This is a genomic window from Pseudomonas sp. NPDC086251 (genome assembly GCF_044746405.1).
Classification (GTDB): Bacteria; Pseudomonadota; Gammaproteobacteria; order Pseudomonadales; family Pseudomonadaceae; genus Aquipseudomonas.
Genome location: NZ_JBIVBY010000032.1, coordinates 60,178 through 83,744 on the forward strand (window position 1 = coordinate 60,178; position 23,567 = coordinate 83,744).

The window sequence follows — 23,567 nt, forward strand, 5'->3', positions numbered from 1 at the left end:
GAGGCGCAGGCCAAATGTGGGAGCGGGCTTGCTCGCGAAGGGGCCATCACATTCAACATCAACGTTGGCTGACACACCGCTTTCGCGAGCAAGCCCGCTCCCACAATTTGTCGGTGATTCACAAAATCGGCGCTGGCTCCGCTCATTACTCCGGCCTGCACTAACCCTGGCATCGCCAACCTCAGACCTAACCTCCACGCCCCGCGTGATAGATAGATGACACTCACGTCTATCGGGTCAAGGAACCGCGTCATGTCTACCGCACCACCGCAGGTCTCAAGCAGGTTATTCGGCCTGTTCTGCCTCGCCAGTTATTTGCTGTCGCTGTCCTATGGCTCGACGTTTTTGCTGTCGCTGTTGATCGGCTCACGCGGCGGCAACGAGCACGATGCCGGCAGCGTGATTTCGGCGGCGATGCTCAGCACCTTTGCGGCGGTGATCGTGTCCGGGCACCTGTCCGACCTGCTCGGCGCCGCGCGTTCGATTGCGCTGTTCGGTGTCTTGCTGGTGGCCGCCAGCCTGGGGTTTGCACTGACGCCAGGCTTCGGCCACTGGCTGCTGTTTTTCGGGCTGTTGCTGGGGTTGGGCTGGGGCGTGTTCTACACCTTGGGGCCGATCATCGTCGCGAGCCTGGTGACACCCGCGCAACGGGCCAAATACTTTGCCTTGCTGTCGGGCAGCATGATGACCGGCATCGGCAGCGGCCCGTTACTGGGGCGCGCCGCCAGTGCCCTCGGCTTTCCGATCACCGCGGCGTTTTACCTCGCCGCGCTGGCCAGCCTGATTGGCGTTTTGTTGTTCTGGCGGCTGGATGTGCAGCTGAAAAAAACACCCGCCCCATCGACAACGGTGTCGCGGATTTCCTGGCGCGCCACGGCTCAAGTGTTGTCCTCGAAAGCACTGTTTCCGATCATCATGGTCGGCCTCGGCGGGTGCGTTTTCGGCGGTCTGTCGAGTTTTCAAACCAGCTATGCGGCGGCGCGTTCGCTCGACTATTCGTTGTTCTTCCTGGGCTTCATGAGCGCTGCGATCAGCAGCCGAATGCTGATCGCCGGGTTCGTGGTCAAGCGCGATCCGCTCCGTGCGTCCTGCCTGCTGTCGGGCGTGATGATGGGCTCGATCCTGATGTTCGGTTTCGTCGTCGATGACGGCTTCAGCTATGTGCTGGCGGCGGTGATGCTCGGGGTCGGTTACGGCCTGACCTACTCGGTGATCAACGGTCTGGCGGCCAACGAAGCGCCAAACGGCACAACCTCGCAAGCCTTGCTGTTGTTCAGCCTGTCTTACTTCATCGGCGTGTTTGGCTTTCCGTTGCTGGCCGGGAAAATCATCGTCGAACACGGGATGGCGATGCTGCTGCTCACGGTGTTGGCGATTGCCGTGCTGAACTGGCTGATCACCGTGGGCCGGTTGATCTGGCGCCGTGCCGTCACCCTTAAAACCGTGCAACAGGCCTGAACCGTTCGTCGTTCATCAGGCACCAACCCAGTTGAGGGCGGACCAATATCAGGTAAGGACTCAAACCAATGGAGACGTCCCCATGATCATGTCCAAGTTGACTGCCCTCGCGCTCGCCACCCTGCTGTCCTCTGCCGCCTTCGCCGCAACTACCGCCTCTGGCACCGGTCCGACCGATCCGGTTGAAAAGCCGAAATCCCCCGCCATCCAAAGCGCGCCCGGCATGAACACCAATGGCTCAGGTGTCGACAGCAGTTTGCCTCCGTCCACGGGCACCGACCCACGGACGCAAGGCAACGACGCGGGCCGTCAAGGTGGCATGAACATGCCGGACACCCGGACGCCTGATAACGCCGACACCGGCGTCGGCTCGAAAACCACCACCGGTGGTTCGGGTTCCGAAGGCGGTGCCAGCCAATAGTTCGCCCATGCGAGCGACGAGCAATACCTATCCACAGCCATGAAGAGGTAAGCATGAACGTCGATAAAAACCTGGAAAAAGAAGTCCTGACCCGCCTGCTACACGCTCATCCGAGCGGTTTGGGCAAGGAGGTCCTGGACAATTACCGGGGGGAGAAAGTCGTGGCCAGCACCCTCGCCACATTGCAGGACCGCGGGCTGATTCAGCACGGGCATGTGATGTGCAATGAGGCCGGTGAGCATTCGTTGAACCTGCCGATAAAACTCAGCGCTGCGGGGGTTGAAGCGGCGCGCAAGCTGAACCTTCAGTAGTGCCCATGAGGTCGTGGTCGTGCGCGGCCGCGACCGTTTGCCAGACTCTACAAGCAGCAGGAGAAATCCCATGCCTCGTGGAAGCAAAGACAAATACACCGCCGAGCAAAAGCGCAAGGCCGAACACATCGAAGAAAGCTACGAGCACAAAGGTGTCTCGAAAGATGAGGCCGAAGCGCGTGCCTGGGCGACAGTGAACAAGCAGTCGGGTGGCGGTGAGCGCAGCGGTTCCGGGCGCAAGAAGCCGGCGAGTGCCAAGTCGGAAGATCGCAAGGAATCGGCCCGACGCGCGGTGGCCAGCCGCGAAGGCCATTCGCGTAACAGCCAGGCTTCGCGTGATACGCAGACGGTGGACAGCTTGATGAAAGAGGCCAGGGCGAAGAAGATTCCTGGGCGGTCGTCGATGCGTAAGCAGGAGTTGATAGAGGCGTTGCGCAAGGCTGGATGAGGCCGAAATTTGTAGTCAATTTGATGGCCCCTTCGCGAGCAAGCCCGCTCCCACATTCGACCGAGTTCTCCCCGAAGAAATGCGGTCGAATGTGGGAGCGGGCTTGCTCGCGAAGGCGTCAGGTCAGGCGCCGAAAGTCTTGCTGATCAATGCATCCACTTCAGCCGTCCCAGGCGATGTCGCCGGCCCCCACCGGGTCACCGCCAGCGCCGCCGCCGCATTCGCCCGCCGTGCTGCCTCAAACGCCGGCAATCCCTGCGCCAACCCGGCCACAAACACCCCGGCATGAGCATCCCCGGCGCCGTTGCTGTCCACCGCCTCGACCTTGAACCCCGGCACATGCTGGCAGTCACCGCGCTGACTGATCCAACAGCCCTGCGGGCCATCGCGAACCACCATCAACACGTTGTTCGGTAGATGCCCGGCCAGCCGATCCAACGCCTCGGCAATCTCCGACGCACCGGTGAACCGCAGCGCCTCGACACCGTTGCTGGTCCACACATCGATGCGCGCCAGCAAGGCCTGCATCAACGGCGTGTCCGGTGAATCCACCAATGGACCCGGATCGAACACCACCTTGATCCCGGCCGGTAACTCCAGCACCCAATCCACCAGCGCCTGAGCCTTGCCGACTTGCAGCAAGCTGTAGCCGCTGACGTAAACATAGTCGCCCGCCTCGGCCGGCACACTGGCCAGGTCCTCGGCAGTCACCTCGCCCTCGGCGCCGATGTAGGAAATGAAACTGCGCTCGGCCGAAGCATCCGTCACCGCAACGCACAACCCGGTATCGCGCTCGGCACGGTGGGTGATGCCGATGCGGATGCCTTCAGCCTGCATCGCCTCCCGGGCCAGGTCGCCGAAACGCCCGGTGCCATGACGTCCGAGATAGACCACCGGCAAGCCATTGCGCTGGGCGGCGGCCATCACATTGAAGCCGCCGCCGGCTTCGAAACTGGCGGACTGCGCCAGCACATCGCCGCCCGCCTGAGGCAGTTTATCCACGGCCATGACCAGGTCGATGATGACCTGGCCGGTGTGCAACAGCTTAGGCATGAGCGTTCTCGATCAGTGCAGCGCGACGATCCTTGGCCCCGCCGAGTACGAAGTAAATGCCGCCGGCTACCAGGAACGTGACGATCCAGCCCAGGCCGTTATGGCCCAGCCATGAGTCAGACAGGAAACCGCGGAACCACACCGTTTGTTCGGTGGTGCCAATGGTGGTGAAACTGAAACCCAGCACGATCGCTATCGCCCAGGCACCGAACGCGCGCCATTCGACGCCGCCGCGATACCAGTAGGCGCTGCTCGGGCTGACGTCCAGCAGATCCTTGGGGCTGTAGTAATGACGGTGAATCAGGTCGACTACGAAGATCCCGACCCACGCCGTGATCGGCACCGCCAGCAGCGAAATGAAGGTGATGAACGGGCCGTAGAAGCTGTCGGCGATCAGCATGAAGTAGATCGAACCGGCGAAGATCGCGACGATGTCGACCACCACGGCGTAGACGCGCTTGACCTTGAGGCCGAGGGTCAGCGTGGTCAAACCGGCGGAGTACACCGACAGGTTGTTCGACAGCAGCAACCCGCCGAACGCGGTGATCAGGTAAGGCACGGCCATCCAGGTCGGCAGCATGTCGCGGATCGCGATGATCGGGTCAGTGGCCGAAGCGAGGTCGTTGTTGCCCACCGACAGCAGGCCGCCGAGGGTGATCAGCAGCACCAGCGGAATGCCCGCACCGAAGGCCGCCGAGGCCACCAGGCGCACAGCCTTGACGCTGCGGTGCTGGTAGCGCGACATGTCCGCACCGGCGTTGGCCCAGCCAATCCCGGTGCCGGCGGCCATGGTGCCGACGCCGATGATCATGGCGCTCAGCGGTGCCGGCGTGGCGTTGAACACCGCGCTCCAGTCGATGGTCGCGCAGAGGAAGCCGCCGACCAGAATGTTCAGCGCACCGAACACGTACGTCGCCCATTTCTGGATGACCAGCAAGGTAGCGTGGCCAAGGCCAGACACCGACAACGTCAGCAACACGAAAATCGCAATGAAGATCAACGTCAACACGGGTGCGCTTTTGGCTTCCACCGGCGAGCCGAACAGGATCGAGCACAGCGACAGCAACACGAAGGCAGCGGTGGTGGTGTTGACGGTTTCCCAACCGAGACGCGACATCAGCGAGACCAGGGTCGGGCCGATATTGCCGCGCACGCCGAAGATCGCTCGCGACAGGGTCAGGCTCGGCGCGCGGCCACGACGGCCGGCGATGGAGATGATCCCGACCACCGCGAAGGAACCGGCGGCGCCGAGGATCGCGACGATGATCGCTTGCCAGATGGCCAGGCCGCGAAAGGCGACGAGCGTTGCGCCCAGTGGCAGGCCGAGGATGGAAATGTTGGCGGCGAACCAGACCCAGAACAGTTGCAGCGGATGACCGTTGCACTCGGCTTCCGGCACCGGTTCGATGCCTCGGGTTTCCAGTTGCCCGGCGCTTGGCCCGGCGTTTGTTGAACTCATGAAAAATGCTCCTGTTGCCATTGTTGTGGTTGTGGGCAATTACGGAAGTCGACACAACATCCCGGCGGTCCTGGCCGTGTTCGTGCTTTCCATTGCGGTGAATAGTTTTGAGTGCGCGGCGCGCCCTTCGCGAGCAAGCCCGCTCCCACATTTGAATTTCTGCGTACTCAGAAAGTGCGTTCGCCTGAGATCAAATGTGGGAGCGGGCTTGCTCGCGAAGGCGCCAGTCCAGTCAACGCAAAGCTAACAGCCCCTGCACCAACGGCTCCAGCTCCAGACCGTTGACGACTTTGACCTCGTCGATCATCGCTGCTGGCCAACTCTCTAGACCGAGACAGGCCCCCAGCATCGCACCCAGAATCGCCGCGATGGTATCCGTGTCGCCGCCCAGGCTGGCGGCCATGCACAGCGCTTCGAAGGCATTTATTTCGCCAATGGCCACTTGCTGGGCCAGGGCAAACGCCACCACCACCGATTCCTGCGACGCCACCGACGTGCCAATCACGTCGTACATCAGGTCGGCGAGCATCCCTTTGTCACTGTCGATGCTGATGGTCCGCGCCCAGCTGATGCGCGAGGCGATGCGTCCACCCGCGACCCAGTGGCCGTGGCTTTCCGCTTGTTGGGCGATGTGCTGGCCGAGGTTCAACGCCTCGCCCAGGTCCATGCCGTTGATCCCGGCCGAGACCACGGCCGCCACCGCCGCCGCACTGGAAATCCCCAGCGTGGTGTTGTGGGTGACCTGACAGGCTTGCACCACGGCTTTGATGAAGCGCTCAGGGTCGGCGACATCCGCCGCAATCCCCACCGGGGTGATGCGCATCGCCGCGCCATTGGTGGTGCCATAGCGCCCCGCTTCTTCCGGCGAATGACCGGCGAGGATCATCTCGATCGCCCGCTTGGTCGAAGGCCCGAGCAAATCTTGCGAACCTTTGGCCTGCATCTCGGCTTCCCATTCGATCAGCCGCTGGGCGAGCACCGCAGGTTCGATACGGCCTTCACCTTCAACCAGCAGCTGACCGACCAGGATCGCCTGTTCGGTGTCGTCGGTGATCGAGCCTTTGGGCATGTTGGCGGCGATCGGTTGATCGGGACCGGCGTCTTGCAGGTCGGTGATTTCACCGAAGCGCGCCTTGATTTCGGCGCGGCTCAGGGATTGAGTCGGCATGCCCAGCGCGTCGCCCAGGGCCAGTCCGTAGAACGCGCCCAGGGCACGGTTGAGCGCGGTCATTGTGACGATCCAAATTGCAAATGCAGGCGGAAGTGCACGGGGTCGAGCAGGCTTTCGACCTGTTCCATGAAACGGTTCTGCCGGTCGTAAGTGGTGCGCAGGGCTTTGAGGAATACCGTGCCGACCGGACGGCCGAGCAGTTCGGCGTCTTCGGCGCTCAGGGGCTCGGCGCCGATCCATTGATCGCCGCGTTCACCGATGTAGCCGTAGGCGGCCAGGGTGATGGTCAGGGAATTGTCGATCAGGCCGACACGCGGCAGGCTTTCCAGGCCCCCGGTGGCGGGCATCAATGAGCGTTCGAGGGAAACCAGTTTGCCGTCGGTGGAACGGCGGCGCCGGTCGAGGGTAATGAATTGGTCAGTGCCGAAACGCGGCAGCAGGTCCGGACGCGTCACCGCCTCCAGCCGCAGCACTTCGGTATTGATCAGCGCGCCGCTGTCCGCCAGGGCCTGGGCCCAGCCGCTGCGTTGATCGAGCACCACACCGTCGAACGTGACGATGGAACCGACCCCGCTTTGCGTCGCAATGTAGTGACGCCGTTTCAACTCGGCCAGGGCTTCACGCAGCGTACCTCGGCTGACTTTGAATTCTTGAGCCAACTGATGCTCGCCCGGCAACAGAAAGCCGTCCTCCATGAGGCCGCTTTCGATGCGCCGGATGAGCTCGTCGACCACCCGTTGTTTCTTGTCAAATCGTACCTGTCTAATCATGTACAAAGTGATACCCGAAACGGGTTGAGGCGAGCAAGGAATATTTAAGGAAGGTGACGGAAGGATGAACCTGGAAAAGCGACCCCTGCGCGGTCAATCGCCAGCAGGCCCGCCCGAAGTCTGCGGACGACACCGGTCAAGTGTGGGAGCGGGCTTGCTCGCGAAGGCGGTTTGTCTGACACATAGATGTTGGATGTGCCGACGCTTTCGCGAGCAAGCCCGCTCCCACATTTGATCTCCTGCAGACACAACGTGTGTGAAATGGATTTAACGTTGTTTGAGGCGGTCGATCACCACAGCCAGCAGCAAGATCGAACCGCGAATCACGTACTGATAAAAGGTATCGATGTTCTTCAGGTTCATCGCGTTCTCAATGATCGCCAGAATCAACACCCCGGCAATCACATGCCGGATCATCCCGATCCCGCCACTCAGCGACACCCCGCCCAGCACGCACGCCGAGATCACCGTCAGTTCGAAACCCTGGCCAATCATCGGCTGTCCCGAGGTCATGCGCGATGCCAGGATCACACCGGCCAACGCGCCAATCACCCCGTGCACGGCGAAGATGATGATCTTGGTCCGGTCAACGTTGACCCCGGCCAGCAATGCCGCTTCCTGGTTGCCGCCGATGGCCATGGTGTTGCGCCCGTAGGTGGTGTAATTCAGCAGCCAGCCGAAAAACAGGAAGCACACGATAGTGATCAGAATCGGCACCGGCACGCCGAACAACTGTCCGTTGCCGAACACGAAAAACGACTCCTGCGACACGCCCACCGCTTTGCCGTTGGCAAAAATGTACGCCAGGCCGCGAACGATCTGCATGGTCGCCAGCGTGGTAATCAACGCATTGACCCGCAGCTTGGCAATCACGATCCCGTTGATCAGCCCGACAATCAGCCCCATCACCAGCGCCGCACTGACGCCGAGAAACACGCTGTCGGTGTCGCGCATCACCACCGCCGCCACCACGCCGGCGCAGGCAATCACCGACCCCACCGACAAGTCGAAGTGACCCGACGCCAGGCAATACAACATGGTGCAGGCAGCAATTCCGGTGGTGGAAATCGCCAGGCCCAGCCCGCGCATGTTCAGCGGCGAAAGGAAGTTGTCGATCAGCAAGGTGCAGAGCACGAAGATCCCGACGGCCGCCAGCAGCATCACCCAGTCATCGAGAAAGCGCCGCAGGTCGAGCGGTTTGCGCGGGGTCGGCAGAGTGTTGTTTTGGATGGTCATAGTCACCTCTCAGTTCGCCACGCCGTCAGCGCGTTGGCGCGGCAAAGCCAGTTGCAGCAGGTTGGATTCATTGGCCTGTTCGCGGGACAGTTCGCCGCGCATCGCGCCTTCGCAGAGCACCAGGATGCGGTCGGAAATACCCATCACTTCCATCAGGTCGCTGGACACCACAATCACCGCAATGCCGCTCTCGGCCAGGTTATGGATGATCTGGTAGATCTCGGCCTTGGCGCCGATGTCGATGCCGCGAGTGGGCTCGTCGAGCAGCAGGACTTTCATCGGCATCGACAGCCAGCGGCCGAGAATGGCCTTCTGCTGATTGCCGCCGGACAGGTACATGATTTTCTGCGCCGCGCTGGGCGTCTTCACTTTCAGCGCCTTGATCTGCTTTTCGGCGTTGCCCTTCTCCCACACGCCACGCAACAGGCAACCGAAGGTGGAATGGGCGCCGCGCGCGCTGATGTTGATGTTCTCGGCGACGCTTGAAAGCGGCATGATGCCCTCCTTCTTGCGGTCCTCGGGGCACAGCAGAATCCCGGCGGCGATGGCATCGCGGGGTGAATGCAGTTTCAGTTCATGACCGCGCAACTCCAGGCGTCCGGCGGTGTTGCGCGTCAGGCCGCTGAGCAGGCGAAACAGCTCCGTACGCCCGGCGCCGACCAAGCCGAACAGTCCCAGAATCTCGCCTTTGTGCGCGTCGAAACTCACCGGTTCACGCAAGCCCGGCCCGAGCAAACCGTCGACCCGGAGCGCCACGGCACCGCGCTTGCGCGGGCGGTAATCGTAGATGTCCTGGATGTCGCGACCGACCATGCACGTGACCAGTTGATCGTGGGTCAGCTCGCTCATGTCTTCAAAGGTGCGCACGTAACGGCCGTCCTTGAACACCGTCACCGCGTTGCAGATGCGGAACACTTCTTCCATGCGATGAGAAACGTAAAGCACCACTTTGCCCTCATCGCGCAGACGCGTAATGATCGCCATCAAGCGATCAATCTCCCGCGCCGACAGGCTGCTGGTCGGCTCATCAAACGCGATCACATGCGCGCCACGGGACAACGCCTTGGCGATTTCCACCAGTTGCCGCTGACCGAGGGACAAGCGCCCTACTTTCTCTTGCGGATCGATTTCATCGGCCAGGCCCTTGAGGCAGGCCAATGCTTGCTGGCGCAGTGCACCACGATTGATCAAGCCGAAACGGGCCGGCAAATGACCGAGAAACAGGTTTTCCGCCACGCTCATTTCCGGCACCAGGTGCAGCTCCTGATGGATCACTGCCACGCGGCTGGCGATGCTGTCGGCGGTGGACTTGAAGACCATCGTCTGCTCGCCGATCTGCAGGTCGCCGCTGCTTGGTGTATAGGCGCCGCCGAGGATTTTCAGCAGCGTCGATTTGCCGGCACCGTTCTCGCCCATCAAGGCGTGAACCTGCCCCGGGTGGGCGACGAAGCTGATGCCGTCCAGCGCCTTCACGCCGGGAAAGGTCTTGCCGATCCCGTTGAAGCGCAAGCTGCCGCCGCGGTGTTCTTGTCTGTGTGTTTGCGCTTGCATAACCACCTCATCGCAAAGATCAGGCAGCCCCGTCGCCAGGGCCACCGATGAAATCAACCGCGCCTCAGTTCCACAGGCCGATCTTTTCCAGTTCCTGCTTGAAGTTGTCGCGCGTGATCAGCGTCACGTCGTCCATGGCCGTGTATTTCGCCGGCTCTTTGCCGGTGGTGACCCACTCGTACATCATGCTGGCGGTGTTGTAGCCCTCGATGTGCGGGCTCGGCAGCATCGAGCCGTAGAAGCCGCTGTTGGCTTTCTTCAGTTCGCCGATGGCGTCGGTGCCATTGATGCCGATGCCGATCACGTTGGCGGCGGCGAACCCGGCGCTTTCGGTGGCGCGCACGCCGCCCAGCACGGTGTTGTCGTTCATGCCGCCGATGATCAGGTTTTTCGCCGCACCTGGCAGTTTCACCAGCGCCGAGTTGGTGGCGTCCATGCTGCCCGGTACGTCGAGGGTTTTCAGCGCCGAAAACAGGATGTGGTCTTGGGGCATGCCGGCGTCTTGCAGGGCTTTGGCCGAGCCGTCGGTGCGCTTCTTGCCGGTGTCGAGTTCGTTGTAGGTGTTGATCACCGCGTAGGTGTCTTTCCACTCCCAACCGCGTTTTTTCGCTTCGGTGGCCATGGCGTTGCCTTGTTTCTGACCGACTTCGAACGCGGCCATGCCGAGGTACGGAACGTCTTCCATGAACTTGCCGCTGGCATCGACGAAGCGGTCATCGACGGCGATCACTTTCAAACCGTTGAGCTTGGCCTTGGCCATGATCGCAGGGCCGAGGGACACGTCAGGCGGGCAGATCACAAAACCCTTGGCACCGTTGGCGGCGAGGCTGTCGATGGCCGAGAGGGTTTTTTCGCCATCGGGCACGGCGATCTTGATTAGGGTGAAGCCCTTCTCTTTCCCGGCCTTTTCGGCGAACGCCCATTCGGTCTGGAACCAGGGTTCTTCCGCCTGCTTGACCAGAAAACCGATTTTCACTTCCTCAGCCGCCAGCAGCGTACTGCTCAGGCTGACCGCAGTGACCGCCAAAGCGGCACAGCACAGGGAACGGATCCCACGACGACGATTCATAAGCTGACTCCTTGTTATTTTTTTTGAGAGTGTCCAGAAATCGATGCAGCGTCAAAACCATGCAGCCAATAGTCATATCGTATGATGATTGGATTTCAGACAGAGTTTCGCGCCTGAAACCCTTTTTACTCAGTCGTGGTACATGACCGAGCGACCACCATCGATGGTGATGCACGACGCGTTGATGAACGGTGCTTCATCGCTGGCCAGGAACACGGCGGTCATGGCCACTTCGATCGGCTGACCGATGCGCCGTGGCGGATGCAGATCGAAGGCGCGCTGGCGCTCGGCATGAGGGTCGGCAAAACCGTTCCAGTAATCGACGTTCAGTTGGGTTTCGATGTAGCCCGGCGCGATGGCGTTGACGCGAATGCCCTTGGGCGCATATTCGATACCCAGCGCGCGAGTCAGGCCGAGCAAGCCGTGCTTGGCCACCGGGTACGGGAAGCAACCGGGAATAATGTGAGTGGAATGGGTCGAGGCAATGTTGATGATGCTGCCGATGCCCTGCTCGATCATCTGCGGCAGCACCGCCTTGCAGCCGTACCAGGCGCCGTCCAGATCGATGGCGAAGCAGCGGCGCCAGTCTTCTTCGGTCATTTGCAGTGGGTCGCGGAACACATTGACCCCGGCGCAGTTGACTAGCACGTCGATTCGACCGTGAAGCTCGATGGCCAGCCTGGCCATGGCGTGCAGGTCTTGCTGGTTGGACACATCGACCTTGAGCGCTTGAACATCAAAGCCCTTGTCCCGCCACTGCGCCGCGACGCTTTCGACTTTCTCGCCCTGGATATCGCTGATGACCAACTTGGCCTGCTGGGAAGCGAAGGTCGCGACGATCGCCTCGCCGATACCTTGAGCGGCGCCGGTCAGCAGCACGACCTTGTTTTTCAGGCGTTCGCCTTTCGGCGGTTCGGGCACCGGTGGCAAGGAAAGAGGTTCAGCCATGGATCAGGACTCCTTTTCGAAGGCACGACGAAAGCCGGGCATCTGTCGATGTCCGGCGAAAAAGCTGTTTGGAAAATCGCTGCATCACTTCACCTGTTTTGTTTTTTTAAGTGTGAGTGCGTGTCACTGATGGGGCCGACTATAAACCCGACTCGGCAGCTATCTCAATATATAATTTTACATCCCATATTTAGGGATTTATCCAGCGAAGCGAGTACAGGTTTTTCCGGGCACATCGACGCGAATCGATAACACGGCACCGTCCAATGGGTGATTGAGCGGGCTGGCGGCACTGGTGATGTACAGGGTTTTCAGGTCTTCATCGCCGAACACGCAGCTGGTCGGGCGGCTGACGGGCAGTTCGATTACCCGGTCGACACGGCCGTCCGGCGCCAGCCTGAGCAGACAGCTGCCGTCCCAACGGGCGTTCCAGATAAAGCCTTCGGCATCCATGGCCGAGCCATCGGGGCCACCGCGCTGATGCGGACCGAACCAGACCTGGGCCGGGTCGAGATTGCCGTCGGTGCGGATGAAATGCTGATAGATCGTACCGTCGAGGCTGTCGGCGAAATACACCGTGGTGGCGTCGTCGCTCCACAGCAATGTGTTGGGAATGCCCAGGCCTCGGAGTAATGGCGTGACGCGGGCATCGCGATCTATGCGAAACAGCCCGCCGGAACGCCGCACGATCGGCACGTCTTCGCCCTGCGGACCGATGTTGTTTTGCATCGTGCCGAGCCAGAGCCGGCCTTGGGCATCGCAGCGCGCTTCGTTGGCGCGATTGCCCGGTTGCGGATCGGCGACGCAGAGCAATGTCAGTCGCGGTTCCAGGCCGGGAGAGTCCAGATCGAGCCGGTACACGCCACTGTTCAATGTCACTAGCGCATCGCCGCTTTCGCAGGGGATGAAGGCGGACACGTGCTCCGGCATCTGCCAGATTTGCACGTTGGCGCCGATCAATCGCAGCGCCTGTTTACCGGCGATGTCCACCCAGTACAGCGCCTGGGTCGGCGCATCCCAGAACGGACCTTCGCCGAGTCGTGCACGGTGTTCGGTAACCGCGGTCCAGTCCATGAAACCTCCTGCGTTGTTCTTGTTTTATGTGGGAGCGGGCTTGCTCGCGAAGGCGTCGGTACATTCAACATCACTGTTAACTGACCCACCGCTTTCGCGAGCAAGCCCGCTCCCACAGGGATTGTGTTATCAGCTGGCTTTTTTGTCGGCCATGACTTGTGGGTAGAAACGCTTGATGGCCAGGTCAGCGTTATCGATCAGGGTCATGCAGGCCCACACGCCGCGCGCGGAATCCCGGGCGGCGATGGCGTCGGCCATGTCTTTGTGAATCGGCAAAGTGCGGCGCAATTCGTCGGGGTCGGCGGCGGACACTTCGAACGACACCGCCAGCAACGCGCCAAGGGCCGGGACCATTTGCTCGATGAACTGGTTGTGGCTGGCGGCGAGGATGCACTCGTGGAAAAACTGATCGGCACGGTTGTAATCGACGCCGCTGTCGACTGCCCGTTCCAGTGCGTTGTACGCCTGGAGGATGGCGTGAACCTGTTCCGCGGTAGCGCGCTCGCACGCCCAGCGCACGGCCATCGGTTCGATGGTGCGACGCAGGTCGAGCAGGTCGTCGACGAAGTTTTCCGGCAAACCGCTGCGTGACAACCAGCCTACGACTTGTGGGTCGAAGAGGTTCCAGCGCCGCACCGGCAACACCCGCGTGCCGACCTTTGGCCCGACTTCGAGCATGCCTTTGGCGACCAGGGTTTTGATGGCTTCGCGGATGACCGTGCGGCTGACCCCCAGTTGTTCGCCGAGGTCAGCTTCGACCTTGAGGGTTTCGCCGGGCTTCACCTGGCCAGTGGCGATCCAGCCACCCAGCCAATCGACCGTCGACGCATGAAAACTGCTGGACATGAACACCTCGAAGCCATTCGCTGTGGAGGCCCACGCTAATCATCATACGATTGGGTGTCAATTTGATTTTTTCAGGAATACAGAGAACCAATGTGGGAGCGGGCTTGCTCGCGAAGGCGTCGTGTCAGTCAGCAATAAAGTTGAATGACACACCGCTTTCGCGAGCAAGCCCGCTCCCACATTTTTACTGCTTAAGGCTCGAGGCCGATGGGGAAGAACTCGCCGCCACTCCACACGCCTAACCAGCGCTCGCCGTCGATCTCGCGACTCACTGCCAGCTCCACCAGTTGATAGAACACATTACGGTGGATCAACGCTTCGAGGTTGGTGCGCACATGCACGTAAGGTGCAGGCTCCTGCGTCAGCGGATCGATCACCACGCGCATCGGGTGTTCGGCGCCGGCCTCCGTGGTTTCGTCAACGTTGGTGGTGAAGCGCAAGACCTGGGCTTCGCCCTCGCCTTCCACGTCCACGGCAATCGCCACGAACGGCGCGTCGTCGACCTTGATGCCGACTTTCTCGACCGGGGTAATCAGGAAGTAATCATCGCCGTCGCGGCGAATGATGGTGGAGAACAGCTTGACCATCGGCTTGCGCCCGATCGGCGTGCCCAGGTAATACCAGGTGCCGTCGCGGGCGATGCGCATGTCGATGTCGCCGCAAAAGTCGGGGTTCCACAGGTGGACCGGCGGCAAGCCTTTGGTTTTGGGGATTTGCCCCAACAAGTCGTTGGCTTTTTGCGGGCCACTCATGGCGTTCTCCTTATCGATTTATTGGTCGCTGAGCCCCAGCAGGCTGCGCGCGTATTGTTCCAGCGGCGGGCCCATCAGGTCTTCTGGCTTCTTGTCGTGGAACGTCAGTAAACCGCCACGACTCTTGATGCGTGCAGTATCAATCAAATACTGGGTGCTGGTCTCGATCAACATGATTTGAATGACGCCGCTGTCGATGCCGAGGCGATCCACGGCTTCCTGATCCAGCCATTCGTCCGAGTTGCCGATGCGGTCATCGGACTTGGCGAAACGCGTATAGAGCAGGTAATGGGCACCGGCGGCACGGGCTTCGCCCATGGCTTCATCGAGGCCTTCCGGCGTACGCGCGCGGCGGACCATGGGGAAGTATTCGACGAAACCATCGAAGGCGACTTCGGCAATCACGTTGGGTCGAGGGTAGCCGGCGCTGCCTGGCGGGATGAAGGCGCCCTGGGCGATGTAGACGAACGAATCCGGCTGAATGCGCAGGTTGTTCACGCGGCGGCTGTCGCTATGGTCGAGCAGGCCCGCATCGCTCATGTGGTAGCGAGTCCCTTCAGCCAAATCGCTGACATTCATGCAGCCACCAAGCACCAAAACGGCCAGCAGCAAAACCAGGCTACGCATCCTACCCTCCAGAGGCCGGTGACGGAAAACCGGCGAATGGCCAGTGGATGCAGCTTCCGCGCCAGCTCGGGAAACATCAGCGCCTGATAGATTGCTTTCGCGGGCAAGCCTCGCTCCTACAGGTTTTGCACAATCCCCTGTAGGAGCGAGGCTTGCCCGCGAAGAGGCCCGTTTAGCCGCCGATGATTTTCATGATGGTTGCGCCACCGGAGAACGCCACTTCCTGCTTGTCGCCCAAGGCTTTGACCAAGAGTCGCTGCAAGGCTGGCAACGCCTGATGACGCGGTTTGTCGAGCAGATCACCAACATAGTGGCGATTACTCGACGACAGGCAGCCATGCAGCCAGCCCGTGGAAGACAGACGCAGCCGCGAGCAGGTGCGGCAGAACGGCACGCTTTCATTGGCGATCACGCCGAAATGGCCCTGCCCCGGAATCTCGTAACGCACCGCCGTCGCATCGACCGGTGCATCGGCCTGAAGGTACTCGTAGCGCTCACCGATCAAGCTGAGCAATTGCTGGAGGCTGACAAACTGCTGCAAGAACGCGTTGGAGTCGCTGGCCAGATGGCCCATGCGCATTAACTCGATGAAACGCAGCTCGTAGCCGCGCTCCAGACAGTAATCAAGCAGCGGCATCACCTGATCGAGGTTCTGCCCGCGCAGCGGCACCATGTTGACCTTGATCTTGAGGCCCGCCGCGCTGGCCTGGTCCATGCCATCGAGCACGGTCGCCAGATCGCCGCCACGCGCGATGCTGCGGAATGCGCTGGCATCCAGGGTATCGAGGGAAACGTTGATGCGACGAATGCCGGCGTCCACCAGCAGCGGCAGTTTCTTCGCCAGCAGCTGGCCATTGGTGGTCAGGCTGATGTCTTCAAGGCCCATTTGCCCGACGGCCGTCATGAAGGATTCGAGTTTGGGGCTGACCAGTGGCTCGCCGCCGGTGATCCGCAAGCGCTCGATGCCGGCGGCTTCGATCAGATACGCCACACCCCGCGCCATGGCCTCGGCCGACAACTCATCCTGCGCCGCCACCAATCGCTTGCCGTTGGGCACGCAATAAGTACACGCGTAATTGCAGGCTGAGGTCAGGCTGATTCGCAAATTGCGAAAACGCCTGCCTTGACGGTCAACGATCATGGATCACTCCGGCAGTAGAATATTCGGACCGCTAAAACTTGACTCACAAATCAAGTTTTAGCAATACCTAAGCCTGAGTATATTCCTGCGGTACTGCGCCATGTAGCGAAATAATGGTGCAATCAGGCGGCTGAATGGTTCAGCTGCTGGGCGTGTCGGTGTCGCGTTTGCGCTTGTTGCCCATGCGCACGCCGATGTCCATCAGGAACTGGAAGAAGCCTTCCTGATCTTCCAGCACATTGCTCCAGAACGGCGAGTGATACAGCGCCACAGCGCCGTGCACCAACGCCCAGGAGGCGCAGTAATGGAAGTAAGGCGGCACGTCTTCGAGCTTGCCTTCGCTGATCCGGCCCTTGATGAGCAAGGTCAGGCGTTCGAAGTTCGAGGCGCGGATCTTGTGCAGCTCCTCGACCATCTCTGGCACCTGGTTGCCCTTGACCACCTTCTCTTCCAGGCGATCGAACAACCGATAGCGTTGCGGGTCGCGCATGCGGAATTCGAAATAGGCCCGGGACAACGCTTCCTTGTCCTTGTCGACATCGGCCGAATGCAACAGCTCGTTCAAATCGCGCTCGTAATCGAGCATCAGGCGCAGGTAGATCTCGGCCTTGGATTTGAAGTGCTTGTAGATCGTGCCTTTGCCGATACCGACGGCATCAGCAATCATCTCGACGGTGACACTGTCTTCACCTTGGTCGAGGAACAGCTTGAGCGCGGTATCGAGAATTTCTTGCTCGCGGCGACGAAACTCACGGACCTTACGAGGTTCTTTATGCATAAGAAAAGGTCTGTAGGGGTCAAAATTCGAAGCCGCGTATTATGCCTAACTTGCGCAAAAATGCACGGATCATCCGACCATATATGTGTTTCTTGATGAATTCGGACAGGGTCGCCGGTTGATGAGAACTCTTCCGAAGCGGCCGTATTCCAAAATTGTTTAAAAACCGGCGCCGGTAAACTGGACTCGGCGCAATACTGATCAATACTTGAACTGTCGGCGAGGCATCTCCCCCAAGTGTCGCGCCGATATAGGTACCAACGGACCGCGTACCTTTGTTTTACTCCTAATGGTCTTAACCCGGATTCACCCCCCAGAACCCGGGTTTTTTTTGCCTGCGATTTAACCTTTGACGTGCGCCAGCGGAAACAGGCGCTTGAAATTTTCAGTGGTTTGCTCGGCAAAACGCTCGTAGGACTCACCTCGCAACATTGCCAGAAATTCCGCAACCTCACGCACGTACTGCGGCAGGTTTGGCTTGCCGCGATAAGGGATTGGCGCGAGGTACGGAGAGTCGGTTTCCACCAACAGACGATCAGCGGGCACCTGGCTGGCGACATCGCGCAACACGTCGGCATTGCGAAAAGTGACAATTCCGGACAGGGAAATGTAATACCCCATGTCCAGCGCGGCTTTGGCCATCTCCCAATCTTCGGTGAAGCAATGCAGTACGCCCGCCTGGGGCAACGCCGCTTCGCGCAGGAGGTTCAACGTATCGGCGCGGGCGCCACGGGTGTGGATGATCACCGGTTTGCCGGTCTGCTGCGCCGCTTGCAGGTGCAGACGAAACGACGCCTGCTGCAACTCCGCCGCTTCCGGCTCGTAGTGATAGTCCAGACCGGTTTCACCGATCGCTACCACACGCGGATGGTTGAGTTCCTGCAACAGCCAGTCCAGCGCGGGCGCGGCGTCCGCCTGCACATCCAGCGGATGCACGCCGACCGAACAGTCGACGTCTTCATAACGTTCAGCCAGGGCTTTGACGTCGGCGGCATTGTCGACGCTGACGCCGATGCACAAGAAGTGCCCTACGCCGCGCTGACGGGCCGCATCCAGCGCAGCATCGAGGGAACCGTTGTGGGCGGCGAGATCAAGGCGATCGAGGTGGCAATGGGAATCTACGAGCATAAAAAGGGCTGCAACTTACATCGTATGAGTGGGACGGTCGGACTTCAGGGCTCCGGCCAAGTGGGTTTCGATTCGGCTGCGCGCAGTGTCGTCGCCAGCGTTGAATTGCACGCCGACCCCGGCAGCCCGGTTGCCCTGGGCGCCTTTGGGGGTAATCCAGGTGACCTTGCCGGCGACCGGGATCTTTTCCGATTCATCCATCAGGTTCAGCAGCATGAATACCTCATCGCCCAACTTGTAGCTCTTGTTGGTCGGGATAAACAGGCCACCGTTCTTGATGAACGGCATGTACGCCGCGTACAGCACGGACTTGTCCTTGATGGTCAGGGACAAAATTCCGTTGCGCGGCCCCGGATTGACGGCTTCATTCATGCTGACCTCCACTGCTGATGTTCAGAGTCTAGGCGCAGACGCTTACTTCTGGATAGGCAAGGATGCCCATTGCACCAGCAGCGCTTCCAGCAACAGCACCCGATTGAGGTTGGCTTTGCTCATGACTTTCTGACGCTGGGCGAGGATCCAGTCCTGAATGTTGAGGACTTTGTCCTGAGCGGTTTTCTGCGCGAGGTACTGAACCACCTTGCGCATGTCCGTCAATCCAAGCCCTTCTTCATCCTGTGTCAGCTGATAGCGAAGGATCAGGCTCGACCAGTCGCAGAACCAGTCGAACAGCAGCAACAATGGAATCGCATTCCAGCCTTCAGCCAATTGCGTCGGCGATTGCTGCTGCTTGAGCAATTTCTTCACGCCATCGACCACCAGCGCTCGCTGTTCACGCACGCCTTGGGCCTGCAACTTGACCGCGGCCAGCGGCGAACCGGCGGCCAGGGTCAGTAACTCGACGCGCTCTTCTTCCGAGCAGTCCGGCAACGCCTGCGCCAACCACGCCAGACTCATTGCCTCGCTGGGCAGCGGACACGCCTGCTGCTGGCAGCGGCTCTTGATGGTCGGCAACAAACGACTGGTCTGGTGGCTGACCAACAGCAGCACCGTATCGCCGGACGGCTCCTCCAGGCTTTTGAGCAAGGCGTTGGCGGCGTTGATGTTCATCGACTCTGTCGGCTCGATCAGCACCACTTTGCGCCCGCCCATCTGCGCGGTCTGGACCACGAAGCTGACCAGATCGCGAACCTGATCGACCTTGATCGCCTTGTCGGCTTCTTCCGGTTCCAGAATGTAGTTGTCGGGGTGACTGCCAGCCTTGAGCAACAGGCAGGATTTGCACTCGCCGCAGGCATTTTGCGCGGTCGGACGCTGACACAGCAAATGAGCCATCAGCCGCTCGGCCAACGCACGCTTGCCGATCCCGGCCGGACCATGGAGCAGATACGCATGCGCATGCTGCTTACGCCCCGCCAGTTGCTGCCAGAGATCGTCCTGCCACGGATAAGCCTCAGCCACGGGTCAACTCCAGCAAACGCGGCAACAAGGCATCCAGAGACTGCTGAACCAGCGCCAGCGGCTGGGCGGCATCGACCAAAACATAACGCGCCGGATCGGCTTCAGCGCGCTTGAGGAACGCTCCACGCACCGCATCGAAAAAGGCCCGGCCTTCGAGTTCGAAACGATCCAGACGACCGCGCGCGCTGGCGCGGGCCAGGCCCACTTCCACCGGCAGGTCGAAGATCAATGTCAGGTCCGGACGCAAGTCGCCCTGGACGAACGTTTCCAGTGCCGCGATGCGCTCCAGCGACAGGCCGCGACCGCCACCCTGATAGGCGTAGGTCGAATCGGTAAAACGATCGCACAAGACCACAGCGCCACGGGCCAGCGCCGGGAGAATCACCTCGGCCAAATGCTGGGCGCGTGCGGCGAACACCAGCAGCAGTTCGGTGTCCGGGTTCATGACTTCGTCGACCGGCGCCAACAGCACCTCACGGATTCGCTCGGCCAACGGTGTACCACCCGGTTCACGGGTCAGCACCACCTCGATACCGGCGGCGCGCAGGCGCTCGGCCAGGTATTCGCGATTGGTGCTCTTGCCGGCGCCTTCCGGGCCTTCCAGGGTAATAAACAAGCCAGTCACGGGCAGTCCTTAGTCAAAAATCATTGCGGGCTTTGCGGCGCGACGGCGTCCGGTTCGGGCGCGGGAGCAGCAGCGGGTTCTTGGGCGGGCTCGGGAACGGGAGCTGGCTCCGCTGCAGGCGTTTGCGGCGCCTCTTGCGGTGGCACTGGCGGCGACTCCTGAACCGGTTCCTGTGGCGTCACGGGCGGCAACGCCTCGGGCACGAGGTTGGGCGATGCGGCCGGAATCGGTGCCTGCTCATCCGTAGCCTCCGGCGCCGTGGCCGGTGCCGGGCTGGAGCGATAATCGGCGCGGCGCTTGATCTGGAACTCGCGCACGGCGTTGTTATGCGCATCCAGGTCATCGGAGAACACGTGGCTGCCATCACCGCGCGCTACAAAGTACAGGCTGTTGCCCGCCACCGGATTCAGCGCCGCATGGATCGCTTCACGACCGACCATGGCAATCGGCGTCGGCGGCAGCCCCGAGTTCATGTAGGTGTTGTACGGCGTCGGCTCCTTGAGATGAGCGCGGGTCAGCTTGCCATTGTAACGATCGCCGAGGCCGTAGATCACGGTCGGATCGGTCTGCAGCAGCATGCCCATTTCCATGCGTCGCACGAACACGCCGGCAATCTGCCCACGCTCCTGCGGCACACCCGTTTCCTTCTCCACCAGCGAGGCCATGATCAGCGCCTGATAGGGTTCGGTGTACGGCACATCCGCGGCACGCTGGCTCCATTCCTTGGCGAGCACTTCGTCGAGGCGGTCATAGGCCAGTTTCAGCAATTCGACGTCGGACATGCCGCGCACGAAGCGGTACGTGTCGGGGAAGAATCGCCCTTCCGGGAAGATTCCGCTGTGACCGAGCTTGTCCATCACTTCGCTGTCGCTCAAACCGTTCAGGGTCTGATCGAGTTTTTCATCCTTGGCCAACGCCGCACGAACCTGATGGAAATTCCAGCCCTCGACCAGGGTCAGGCTGTACTGAACGATTTCGCCGCGTTTCCACAGGTCGATCAGCCCTTCGACCGTCATGCCGGGCTGCATGCGGTATTCGCCTTTGTGCAACGGTTGCTTGGCGAGATTGAAACGCCAATAGACGCGCAACCAGAAAGCGTCCTTGATGACACCATCGGCTTCGAGTCGATAAAAGGTACGGGTTGGCGTCGTGCCCTTGGGCACTTCCAGCAGTTCTGCCTGGGTAATGTTCAGCGGCTGTTCCAGCGCCGAATGAATTTTCCAGGCCGAAGCGGCCAGACACAGCCCCGCCAGAACCAATCCGGTTTCCAGCAGCAGCAAGAATTTACGTCTCACGAATCAAGCATCCAGTAGCGCGCGGGCAATGGTTTGGAGTTTACGGGTGAGCGGCCCAACCGGCCAGCTCAGTGCTGCATAGGCGCGCACCGGCCAAACGCCATACACGCTGTTGCAGACAAAGACTTCGTCAGCCCATTGCAGCTGTTCGAGGGTGATATCGGTGACTTGCGTGGGGATTCCCAACGACTTGGCTTGAAACAATAATTCGGCACGCATTACGCCGGCCACGCCACAACGCTTGAGATTGGCCGTTATCAACACGCCATCGCGCACCAGGAACAGATTGCTGAACACGCCTTCGATCACCCGCCCGACGTGGTCGAGCATCAAGCCTTCGGCATGCTCGGTGTCTTGCCATTCGGAACGCGCAATCACTTGCTCAAGTCGATTCAGGTGCTTGAGGCCGGCGAGCAGCGGCTGTTTTGAAAGCCGTGTCGCGCAAGGAAAAAGGCGAACGCCCTGCTCGGCATGAACAGCCGGATAAGCCGCGGGCGGATTGCCTTGCACAATGCGTCGGGCCTGGGCCGTGGGATCAGGCGCGTAACCGCGCAAGCTGTCGCCGCGCGTGAGGATGAGCTTGAGCACGCCCTCGCCCAATGCGCCGGCATAGGCCAGCAATTCGTTGCGGATCAGCTCGTGATCGGCAGCGATCGCCAGGCGCGAACACCCCTCTGCCAGACGCGACAGGTGCCGGTCCAGCAACAGCGGCTGCCCGCCCCGCACGGCAATGGTCTCGAACAGACCATCGCCATAAGCCAGGCCGCGATCCTTCAGCGACAAAGCGTCAGCCGGCTGACCGTCGACCCAGCTGTCCATCACTCAGAGAACCGGCGGAACACCAGCGAGCCGTTGGTACCGCCAAACCCGAAGGAGTTGGACAGCACCACATCGATATCCATATTGCGCGCCGTGTGCGGAACGAAATCGAGGTCGCAGCCTTCGTCCGGCTCATCGAGGTTGATGGTCGGTGGCGCGACCTGGCTGTTGATCGCCAGCACGCTGAAGATGGCCTCGACCGCGCCCGCCGCACCCAGCAGGTGACCGGTCATGGACTTGGTCGAACTGACGGCCAGCTTGTAGGCGTGATCGCCGAACACCGACTTGATTGCGCAGGCTTCAGCGAGGTCGCCCGCCGAGGTCGACGTGCCATGAGCGTTGACGTACTGGACTTGATCGCCATTGATCTTCGCGTCGCGCAGGGCATTGGTGATGCAACGTGCAGCACCGGCGCCGTCGGCGGGAGGCGAGGTCATGTGGTAGGCGTCGCCACTGGTGCCGAAGCCGATCAGCTCGGCGTAGATGGTCGCGCCGCGGGCCTTGGCGTGTTCCAGCTCTTCCAGCACCAGCGCACCGGCGCCATCGGACAATACGAAGCCATCACGGCCCTTGTCCCATGGACGGCTGGCGCGGGTCGGCTCGTCGTTGCGGGTCGACAGCGCGCGGGAGGCACCGAAGCCGCCCATGCCCAGACCGCACGCGGCCATCTCGGCGCCGCCGGCGATCATCACGTCGGCTTCGTCGTACATGATGTTGCGTGCCGCCATGCCGATGCAGTGCGTACCGGTGGTACACGCGGTGGCGATGGCGTAGTTAGGTCCCTGTGCACCCAAGTGAATGGACAGGAAACCGGAAATCATATTGATGATCGAGCCAGGCACGAAAAACGGAGAGATCCGTCGTGGGCCGGAATCATGCAGCGTGCGGCTGGTTTCTTCGATATTGGTCAGACCGCCAATACCCGAACCCATGGCCACGCCGATGCGCTCACGGTTGGCATCAGTGACTTCCAGACCGGAGTTGCGTACTGCCTGGAACCCTGCGGCCAGACCGTACTGAATGAACAGGTCGAGCTTGCGCGCTTCCTTGACTGACAGGTATTCCTCGACATTGAAGCCCTTTACCGAGCCGCCAAAACGGGTGGAATAGGCAGAAAGGTCGGTGTGTTCGATCAGACCAATGCCACTGCGGCCAGCCAGAATGCCCTGCCAGCTGCTTGGCACAT

General features: G+C 61.0%; 25 protein-coding genes. 4 read left to right on the forward strand and 21 right to left on the reverse strand.

What is annotated here, in order from left to right; all coding sequences use genetic code 11:
- The first annotated feature begins 252 nt into the window (after positions 1-252).
- The 4 genes from ACIPL2_RS28345 (at position 253) to ACIPL2_RS28360 (ending at position 2,638) form a co-directional block, all read left to right on the forward strand.
- The gene (locus ACIPL2_RS28345; RefSeq protein WP_401362137.1) at positions 253-1,458 is read left to right on the forward strand and encodes an MFS transporter; all 1,206 of its coding nucleotides are present in this window, start codon (positions 253-255) and stop codon (positions 1,456-1,458) included.
- Between the two features lie 82 nt (positions 1,459-1,540).
- Positions 1,541-1,879: a hypothetical protein gene (locus ACIPL2_RS28350; protein WP_401362139.1), complete on the forward strand. Its 339-nt coding sequence runs from the start codon at positions 1,541-1,543 to the stop codon at positions 1,877-1,879.
- Positions 1,880-1,932: 53 nt separating this feature from the next.
- A complete protein-coding gene (locus tag ACIPL2_RS28355) occupies positions 1,933-2,190 on the forward strand; it encodes a hypothetical protein (RefSeq protein WP_401362141.1) in 258 nt (85 codons plus the stop codon).
- Positions 2,191-2,260: 70 nt separating this feature from the next.
- Positions 2,261-2,638: a Rho termination factor N-terminal domain-containing protein gene (locus ACIPL2_RS28360; protein WP_401362143.1), complete on the forward strand. Its 378-nt coding sequence runs from the start codon at positions 2,261-2,263 to the stop codon at positions 2,636-2,638.
- A gap of 123 nt (positions 2,639-2,761) precedes the next feature.
- Here ACIPL2_RS28360 and ACIPL2_RS28365 read toward each other — a convergent pair whose 3' ends face one another.
- The 21 genes from ACIPL2_RS28365 to fabF all read right to left on the reverse strand — a co-directional run bounded on the left by ACIPL2_RS28365 (position 2,762) and on the right by fabF (position 23,565).
- Positions 2,762-3,691 carry a PfkB family carbohydrate kinase gene (locus tag ACIPL2_RS28365; RefSeq protein ID WP_401362146.1) on the reverse strand — a complete coding sequence of 310 codons (930 nt, stop codon included), beginning with the start codon at positions 3,689-3,691 and terminating at the stop codon, positions 2,762-2,764.
- Positions 3,684-5,150: a purine-cytosine permease family protein gene (locus ACIPL2_RS28370; protein WP_401362148.1), complete on the reverse strand. Its 1,467-nt coding sequence runs from the start codon at positions 5,148-5,150 to the stop codon at positions 3,684-3,686. The genes ACIPL2_RS28365 and ACIPL2_RS28370 overlap by 8 nt, the downstream gene beginning before the upstream one ends.
- A gap of 232 nt (positions 5,151-5,382) precedes the next feature.
- A complete protein-coding gene (locus tag ACIPL2_RS28375; RefSeq protein ID WP_401362151.1) occupies positions 5,383-6,381 on the reverse strand; it encodes an ADP-ribosylglycohydrolase family protein in 999 nt (332 codons plus the stop codon).
- Positions 6,378-7,091, reverse strand: a complete 714-nt coding sequence (locus tag ACIPL2_RS28380) for a GntR family transcriptional regulator (protein ID WP_401362154.1) — start codon at positions 7,089-7,091, stop codon at positions 6,378-6,380. The genes ACIPL2_RS28375 and ACIPL2_RS28380 overlap by 4 nt, the downstream gene beginning before the upstream one ends.
- 267 nt (positions 7,092-7,358) lie before the next feature.
- Complete coding sequence (araH, locus tag ACIPL2_RS28385) at positions 7,359-8,327, reverse strand: L-arabinose ABC transporter permease AraH (protein ID WP_401362156.1); 969 nt, start codon at positions 8,325-8,327, stop codon at positions 7,359-7,361.
- A 9-nt stretch (positions 8,328-8,336) separates the two neighbouring features.
- Positions 8,337-9,878 (reverse strand): L-arabinose ABC transporter ATP-binding protein AraG, encoded by a 1,542-nt coding sequence (araG, locus tag ACIPL2_RS28390; protein WP_401362159.1) that lies wholly within the window; start codon positions 9,876-9,878, stop codon positions 8,337-8,339.
- A 64-nt stretch (positions 9,879-9,942) separates the two neighbouring features.
- On the reverse strand, positions 9,943-10,947 hold the full coding sequence (locus ACIPL2_RS28395; protein WP_401362161.1) for a substrate-binding domain-containing protein: 1,005 nt from the start codon (positions 10,945-10,947) through the stop codon (positions 9,943-9,945).
- 129 nt (positions 10,948-11,076) lie between these two features.
- Positions 11,077-11,895, reverse strand: a complete 819-nt coding sequence (locus ACIPL2_RS28400) for an SDR family oxidoreductase (protein WP_401362164.1) — start codon at positions 11,893-11,895, stop codon at positions 11,077-11,079.
- A 198-nt stretch (positions 11,896-12,093) separates the two neighbouring features.
- Complete coding sequence (locus ACIPL2_RS28405; RefSeq protein ID WP_401362167.1) at positions 12,094-12,969, reverse strand: SMP-30/gluconolactonase/LRE family protein; 876 nt, start codon at positions 12,967-12,969, stop codon at positions 12,094-12,096.
- Positions 12,970-13,098: 129 nt separating this feature from the next.
- Positions 13,099-13,815 carry a FadR/GntR family transcriptional regulator gene (locus ACIPL2_RS28410; protein WP_401362170.1) on the reverse strand — a complete coding sequence of 239 codons (717 nt, stop codon included), beginning with the start codon at positions 13,813-13,815 and terminating at the stop codon, positions 13,099-13,101.
- Between the two features lie 191 nt (positions 13,816-14,006).
- The gene (locus ACIPL2_RS28415) at positions 14,007-14,567 is read right to left on the reverse strand and encodes a DUF1285 domain-containing protein (RefSeq protein ID WP_401362173.1); all 561 of its coding nucleotides are present in this window, start codon (positions 14,565-14,567) and stop codon (positions 14,007-14,009) included.
- A gap of 18 nt (positions 14,568-14,585) precedes the next feature.
- A complete protein-coding gene (locus ACIPL2_RS28420) occupies positions 14,586-15,194 on the reverse strand; it encodes a DUF4823 domain-containing protein (protein WP_401362175.1) in 609 nt (202 codons plus the stop codon).
- 172 nt (positions 15,195-15,366) lie between these two features.
- A complete protein-coding gene (locus ACIPL2_RS28425; RefSeq protein WP_401362178.1) occupies positions 15,367-16,335 on the reverse strand; it encodes a GTP 3',8-cyclase MoaA in 969 nt (322 codons plus the stop codon).
- 139 nt (positions 16,336-16,474) lie between these two features.
- Entirely contained in the window at positions 16,475-17,113 is a 639-nt protein-coding gene (locus ACIPL2_RS28430; RefSeq protein WP_008152317.1) for a TetR/AcrR family transcriptional regulator, read from the reverse strand.
- Positions 17,114-17,455: 342 nt separating this feature from the next.
- On the reverse strand, positions 17,456-18,241 hold the full coding sequence (locus tag ACIPL2_RS28435; protein ID WP_401362181.1) for a TatD family hydrolase: 786 nt from the start codon (positions 18,239-18,241) through the stop codon (positions 17,456-17,458).
- Positions 18,242-18,256: 15 nt separating this feature from the next.
- Complete coding sequence (locus ACIPL2_RS28440) at positions 18,257-18,613, reverse strand: PilZ domain-containing protein (protein WP_059406865.1); 357 nt, start codon at positions 18,611-18,613, stop codon at positions 18,257-18,259.
- A gap of 42 nt (positions 18,614-18,655) precedes the next feature.
- Positions 18,656-19,642: a DNA polymerase III subunit delta' gene (locus tag ACIPL2_RS28445; RefSeq protein WP_401362184.1), complete on the reverse strand. Its 987-nt coding sequence runs from the start codon at positions 19,640-19,642 to the stop codon at positions 18,656-18,658.
- Positions 19,635-20,267: a dTMP kinase gene (gene tmk, locus ACIPL2_RS28450; protein WP_401362187.1), complete on the reverse strand. Its 633-nt coding sequence runs from the start codon at positions 20,265-20,267 to the stop codon at positions 19,635-19,637. The genes ACIPL2_RS28445 and tmk overlap by 8 nt, the downstream gene beginning before the upstream one ends.
- Before the next feature lie 20 nt (positions 20,268-20,287).
- A complete protein-coding gene (mltG, locus tag ACIPL2_RS28455; protein WP_401362190.1) occupies positions 20,288-21,562 on the reverse strand; it encodes an endolytic transglycosylase MltG in 1,275 nt (424 codons plus the stop codon).
- A gap of 3 nt (positions 21,563-21,565) precedes the next feature.
- Positions 21,566-22,381, reverse strand: a complete 816-nt coding sequence (gene pabC, locus ACIPL2_RS28460; protein WP_401362192.1) for an aminodeoxychorismate lyase — start codon at positions 22,379-22,381, stop codon at positions 21,566-21,568.
- Entirely contained in the window at positions 22,381-23,565 is a 1,185-nt protein-coding gene (gene fabF / locus ACIPL2_RS28465; RefSeq protein ID WP_401362195.1) for a beta-ketoacyl-ACP synthase II, read from the reverse strand. The genes pabC and fabF overlap by 1 nt, the downstream gene beginning before the upstream one ends.
- Positions 23,566-23,567 lie beyond the last annotated feature (2 nt).